1 protein-coding gene is annotated in these 289 nt (G+C 60.2%); it reads left to right on the top strand.

Annotated features, from left to right (window positions below):
- Positions 1-116 precede the first annotated feature (116 nt).
- The coding region (locus tag EN846_RS34605) for a helix-turn-helix domain-containing protein (RefSeq protein ID WP_135928165.1) at positions 117-289 on the top strand (173 nt) is incomplete at its 3' end.

Here is a 289-nt window from a genome sequence, read left to right as displayed (position 1 = left end):
CGGAACTGCGTCAGGAGTATTCCCGCCACCGCGCCTTGCTCCAGGGCGGCGTTGTCCTACCAAAAGGAGTCGCTTTCAAGCCAGCAAAGTAGAGCGTTCACTCTACCGTTGGACGCATGAGCACGACAAAACAGAAGATCGCGAGCGACCTCGACCGGCAGTTTGCCGAACAAGGTTTTGCCGAGCAAGGCGTGGAAGCACTGCGGGCGGGAGCCGACGTGTCCCTGAGGACGCTCTACAAGTATTTTCCAAGCCGGGAAGCCATGGTGGTGGGCGCGCTGGAGCATCG

Source organism: Mesorhizobium sp. M4B.F.Ca.ET.203.01.1.1, from assembly GCF_004791025.1.
Classification (GTDB): domain Bacteria; phylum Pseudomonadota; class Alphaproteobacteria; order Rhizobiales; family Rhizobiaceae; genus Mesorhizobium; species Mesorhizobium abyssinicae.
The sequence above is the reverse complement of the archived record's forward strand: the minus strand, read 5'-3'. Positions and strand labels throughout refer to the sequence as shown.